Genomic DNA, 5,821 nt, shown 5'->3' on the forward strand with positions numbered 1-5,821 from the left:
CCCAGGCTCGTGGCGGCCGCGGTCAAGGCGCTGGCGGTGAGGATTGTGCGGCGGGATAGACCTGTCGGGGCGGTCTGCGGCTGGCCGTTAATTGCGATCTCCTTTATCTAATGAACGAAGCCCGACCGTAGGCGGCCGTGGTGACGGGTCCGTAATGCAAAGGTGTCGCAGCAATGAACGGGGCCGGTGATGTGACCAACGGCTCGGTTTTCTCCACGCCCGCAGGGGAGCAACCTGCGCCCGGGAAAACAAAGGAGGACGACGGCGGCACTTGCGTACCGCCGTCGTCCTCCTTCCCGCTGTGGATCAGTGCTGGGGCTGGCGGGCGTGCAGCAGCGGACCGAAGAATGCGGCCAGTTCGTCCTTCGCGGTCAGCGGCAGCACGTTGGCCACGTACTGGTCCGGGCGCACGACCACGATGACGCCGTCGCGGGAGAGTCCGCGGACGTCGAAGATGTCGTCGCCGGGGACGGTTCCGTAGACCTTCTGCAGGTCGGTCAGCTTGAACGGTCCGACCTCGGGCTTGAATACAGCGGGGACGGCGTTGATGTCGATGTCCTCGTGCGGCTGCTGGTAGACGACCTTGACGTCGAACCACGCGTCGTCGTCCCCGCCCTGCGGCTGGGCCGCTAGCGGGGAATCCGGCGAGGTGGAGAGCCACTGGGCGAGCTCGGCGGTGGGGGAGTCCGCGCCGGGTGCCGCCGCGTCCGCGAAGACGTAGATGCGCCAGCGGCCGTCCGCTTCGGCCTGGTGGCCCAGGTGCAGCGGGTTGGTGTCGCACACGCGGGTGGCGCGGGCGGACTTGAACCGCTTGCCGACCGGGTAGCCGGTGGCCAGCGACTGGTGCTTGGCCTCGCCGACGATCAGGGACGGCGTGTACTCCGTCATGAAGCCGGCCGGGAACTCGGCGGTGCGCACGTAGAAGTCCTCGAGCTCCGAGGGGTCCTCGAACTCCTCGGGCTTCTTGGCCATCATCGTGGACCAGGTCTTGTCGAAGTCGATGAGGTTCTTCGCCACCACCTGGCGCTCGGCCGAGTAGGTGGACAGCAGCGACTCGGGGCTGCGGCCCTCCAGGACATGGCCGAGCTTCCACGCGATGTTGAAGCCGTCCTGCATGGACACGTTCATGCCCTGGCCGGCCTTCGCCGAGTGCGTGTGGCAGGCGTCGCCGGTGATGAACACGCGTGGGGTACGGGTGCCCAGCTCCTCCGGCAGGACGTCGTCGAAGCGGTCGGTGAGGCGGTGGCCGACTTCGTACACGCTGTGCCAGGCGACGCTGCGCACGTCCACCGTGTAGGGGCTCATGATCGCGTTGGCCCTGGCGATGATCTCGTCGATGCTGGTCTTGCGCACGTTGCCGTGGTCGTCCTCGGGGACAACGCCGAGGTCGACGTACATGCGGAAGAGGTGCCCGCCCTCGCGCGGGATCAGCAGGATGGAGCCGCCGTCGTGGGACTGGATGGCGCACTTGGTGCGGATGTCAGGGAAGTCAGTCTTGGCCAGGACGTCCATGACGCCCCAGGCGTGGTTGGCCTGGTCGCCCCTCATCGAGCAGCCAATGGACTGGCGGACCTTGCTGCGCGCGCCGTCGGAGCCGATGACGTACTTTGCGCGCACGATCCGTTCGGCGCCCTCATCCGGGCCGGCGCTGCGCACGAGCGTGACCTTGACCGGGTATTCGCCCTCGTCGGTGACCTCCAGCGTCTGGAAGTCCCAGCCGAAGTCCGGGACCAGGCGGCTGGGGGACTTGGCGGCGACGTCGGCAAAGTAGTCGAGCACGCGGGCCTGGTTGACGATCAGGTGCTTGAACTCGCTGATGCCCGTCTCATCGTCCTTGGCGCGGCCGCCGCGGACGATCTTCTTGGGGTCCTCGGTGTCCGGCCGCCAGAAGTTCATCTCGGTGATCCAGTACGCCTCCGCCGTGATCTGCTCGGCGAAGCCGAAGGCCTGGAAGGTCTCGACGCTGCGGGCCTGGATGCCGTCAGCCTGGCCGATCTCCAGCCGGCCGGGACGGCGCTCGATGATCCGGGTGTTGATGTCCGGGAACTGGGCGAGCTGCGCGGCGGCCAGCATGCCCGCGGGCCCGGAGCCCACAATGAGCACGTCCATTTCGTCGGGAAGCTCCTGGGGCCGGTTGATGCCTACGCCGGCTGCCGGCTTGACCCGTGGGTCGCCGGATACGTAACCGTGGTGGTGAAACTGCACTTTGCTGGTCCTCACTCTTAGTGCCGCTTGGCCGCCGTCTTACCGTGTTCCGTATTAGAGCACTGCGTTCGATAGTTGAATACGGCGTCTGATTAAAGAACTTTACGGCAAACATGACGCAGCTAACAACTGCGAATTGCCTCACGGCGCAATGTGAGGGAAGAAACAGGGTGCCGGCGGCCCCTGCGTACTGGTTGCGGCAGCTGGCCTTAAGGCGTGCGGTCGACGGGGACGAGCCGGACGTCGAGAAGTTTTCCCGCATCCGCAGTGGCGGTCAGGTAGGTGCACACGGGCTGGCGGCGGCGGTCGGTGGGGGAACCGGGGTTGAGCAGGCGCAGGCCGGTGGGCGCCGTGGTGTCCCAGGGGATGTGGCTGTGGCCGAAGACCAGGACGTCGGCGTCCGGGAACTGCGCGGCACAGCGGGCTTCGCGGCCCTTGGCGGCGCCGGTCTCGTGGACCATGGCGAAGCGGATGCCCTCCAGCACCACGTGCGCTACTTCCGGCAGCCGCTCCCGCAACTGGCCGCCGTCGTTATTGCCCCAGACCCCGACCAGCCGCTTGGCGCGTTGCTCCAGTGCGTCGAGGGTGGCCACGTCGACCCAGTCGCCGGCGTGGAACACCACGTCAGCATGGTCGACGGCGGACCACACCTGGGCGGGCAGGGCGCGGGCGCGCTTGGGGATGTGGGTGTCGGCGAGGAGCAGGATGCGCGTGGCCATGTACGGCATGGTGCCACACGGCTGCCGGCAGCGCGGCCGTGTTGCCGCACGCCGCGGAATGGTGCTTGGGTGGGACTGCCGGGCGCCGGGCTTGGCACGATCGGATGGGTGGCGCGATGAAAATACTGGTGGCAGGGGCAGGAGCGACCGGCGGCTACTTCGGCGGGAAGCTGGTGCAGGCTGGGCGGGACGTGACCTTCCTGGTGCGGCCGCGGCGCGCCGCGGAACTGCGCGGCGGGCTGAGGCTCGCCGGGCCGGAGCAGGACGAGACGATTCCGGTCAGGACGGTCGGCGCGGAGGAGCTGGATTCGCCCTACGACCTGGTGGTGGTCGCGGTCAAAGCCCGTGCCCTGGCGGACGTCGTGGAGCAGGTGGCTCCCGCCGTCGGACCCGGAACCATGGTGCTGCCGTTCCTGAACGGGATGGCCCACCTCGACCTGCTGACCGAACGCTTCGGTGCGGACCGTGTGCTCGGCGGGCTGGTGAAAGTCGTGGCCACGGTGGCCGACGACGGCAGCATCCGGCAGATGAATCCGCTGGCCACCATGTCCATCGGCGAGCAGTCGGGGGAGCGGACGCCGCGCATCGAGGAGCTCTTCCGTGAGCTGGACGTTCCCGGCTACAAGCTCACGCTCGCCGACAACATCCTGGCTGCAATGTGGCACAAGTGGGTCTTCATCGCCGCGGCCGGCGTGATTACCTGCCTGATGCGCGGCCCGGTCGGCGACATCATGGCATCCCCGGGCGGCGAGGACTTCGCCCTGGCCGCGATCGCGGAAGCGGAGGCGGTGGCCGCGGCGGCCGGCCATCCCGTGCCGGAGAAGGAGCACGGCCTGAGCGTGCGGATGCTGACCGAGCCCGGCTCTTCGTTCACGTCCTCGCTGTACCGAGACGTCACGGCCGGCCTGCCGCACGAGGGCGAACACATCCTGGGGCAGCTCGTGGCCCGCGCGGACGCGCTCGGCGTCGACGTGCCGCTGGCGCGGCTGGCCCTGCTCCAGCTGCGCGTCCACGACCGGCAGGCCCGGTAGGAATCACCTGGTCAGCGAACGGTGCGCCTCGGGCAGGGCGACTTTCTTCTCGCCCTTGAGCGCGCCTTCCAGGGTCTCCTGCCAGACCGGGCCGGCGACCTCCGAACCGGTCAGGTCCGTGTAGGTATTGCCGTAGGCGGTGACCCGGGTGAGCGGATACTCCGTGCCGCCGCGCGGGTCGCCGAGCCACACGGCGGCCATGAGCTGCGGGGTGCCGCCGACGATCCAGTTGGCGGCGAAGTCGTTGGTGGTTCCGGTCTTGGCCCCGGCTTCGCGGTTGCCTTCGAGTTCCATCCGCGGGCCCAAGGTGCCGGTGCGTTTGAACGGCTCCTTGAGGACGTCGGCGACCGTGTCGGCGACTTTCGGATCGATGGCGCGGTGGCAATCGGGGTCCGGGACGGCGAGTTTCTCGTTGGTGTCGCTGCGGACGGCCTTGAGGACCGTGACGGGATTGCAGACCGTGCCGTTGCTCATGAAGGCGGAGTAGGCGTTGGCCATTTCCAGCGGGGTGACTTCGTAGGCGCCGAGGGCGAGGGAGGCTTCGCGGCCGACCAGGCCCTCCGTCGAAATCGAGTTGATGCCCAGGGCGTTGGCCATCTTGGCGACGTTGATGACCCCGACGCGTTCGATCAGCTTCACGAAGTACACGTTCACCGAACTGCGGATTGCCTCGTAGGCGTTGATCACCCCGTAGTCCCGGTTGTTGTAGTTGACGTAGCCGCCCTTCGGGTTGTCCATCGTCCGCGAACGGTACGGGCCGTCGGAGCGGAACTCGGTCGAGGTGGGGATGCCCTGGTGGAGCGCGGTGGCCAGCACGATCGGCTTCATCGCCGAACCGACCTGGAAGGCGTTCTTGGCGTAGACCACCTGGGTCTTGCCTTTGCCCTCGCCCCAGCCGCGGTTCTGCGCGATGGCGACGACGTGGCCCGTGCCGGGTTCGACGACGGCGGTGCCCAGGGCGACGCGGTTGGTCTTCCCGAGCGCGCGTTCGACCGCCTTCTGCGCGGCGTCGGCCGCCTTCCGGTCCAGCGCCGTAGTGAGCGTCATGCCCCCCATGTAGAAGCGCTGCTGGCGGGCTTCCTGGGTTTTCCCGAAAGCCGGGTTGGTCAGGATTTCCTCCCGGACGACCTCGCAGTAGAACGGATACTTGGACCCGCCGCAGCTGGACGGGACGGAGCCGCGCTTCACGCCCAGCTCGGATTCACGCGCCTCCTGCGCGTCCTTGGCCGGCAGGATGCCACGCTGCTCCAGCACGGAGAGTACGGTGTTCCGCCGCTCCATCGCCGCGTCGGGATGGGTGAACGGATCGTAGGAGACCGGCGCCTTGAGCATGCCGATCAGCAGGGCCGACTGGACGTGGTTCAGCTTCGCCGCCGTCGTGCTGAAGTAGACCCGGGCCGCCGCCTCGACCCCGTAGGCCCGGTTGCCGAAGTAGACGGCGTTCATGTAGCGGGTCAGGATCTCGTCCTTGGACAGCTGCTTCTCCAGCGCGACGGCGTACTTCATCTCGCGGATCTTGGCGTTGTAGGTGGTGCCGACGGCGACCGTCTCCTCGGCTTCGTTCCGCGCGTTGTTGACGAGGATGTTCTGGACCAGCTGCTGGGTGAGGGTGGAGGCACCCTGGACGTCATTGCTGGTGACGTTGTTGATCAGCGCGCGCGTGATGCCGAGCGGATCAACCCCGCCGTGCTCGTAGAACCGCGCGTCCTCGGTGGCAATCAGGGTCTCCTTGAACGCTGCAGACACCTGGTCCAGCTCTACGTCGATGCGGTTCTCGCTGTAGAACCGGGCGAACTCCTTGCCGTCCTTGTCCAGCAGCACCGTGTGCTGCGGCAGCGGGCGTTCCACGGGCAGGTCGGTCGGCAG

At 67.8% G+C, this 5,821-nt stretch carries 4 protein-coding genes; 1 reads left to right on the plus strand and 3 read right to left on the minus strand.

What is annotated here, in order from left to right:
• Positions 1-306 precede the first annotated feature (306 nt).
• Together D477_RS00245 and D477_RS00250 are read right to left on the minus strand one after the other, a co-directional pair.
• On the minus strand, positions 307-2,205 hold the full coding sequence (locus D477_RS00245; protein ID WP_005266113.1) for an FAD-binding monooxygenase: 1,899 nt from the start codon (positions 2,203-2,205) through the stop codon (positions 307-309).
• Positions 2,206-2,414: 209 nt separating this feature from the next.
• Positions 2,415-2,924, minus strand: coding sequence for a metallophosphoesterase family protein (locus D477_RS00250; RefSeq protein WP_005266114.1), 510 nt, complete (start codon positions 2,922-2,924; stop codon positions 2,415-2,417).
• 116 nt (positions 2,925-3,040) lie between these two features.
• Between D477_RS00250 and D477_RS00255 the strand changes: the two genes are divergently transcribed.
• The gene (locus D477_RS00255; protein ID WP_043844990.1) at positions 3,041-3,955 is read left to right on the plus strand and encodes a ketopantoate reductase family protein; all 915 of its coding nucleotides are present in this window, start codon (positions 3,041-3,043) and stop codon (positions 3,953-3,955) included.
• Between the two features lie 3 nt (positions 3,956-3,958).
• Here D477_RS00255 and D477_RS00260 read toward each other — a convergent pair.
• A partial coding sequence (locus D477_RS00260; RefSeq protein WP_150109913.1) for a transglycosylase domain-containing protein occupies positions 3,959-5,821 on the minus strand: 1,863 nt, incomplete at its 5' end.

Source organism: Arthrobacter crystallopoietes BAB-32, from assembly GCF_000328305.2.
Lineage (GTDB): Bacteria > Actinomycetota > Actinomycetes > Actinomycetales > Micrococcaceae > Crystallibacter > Crystallibacter crystallopoietes_A.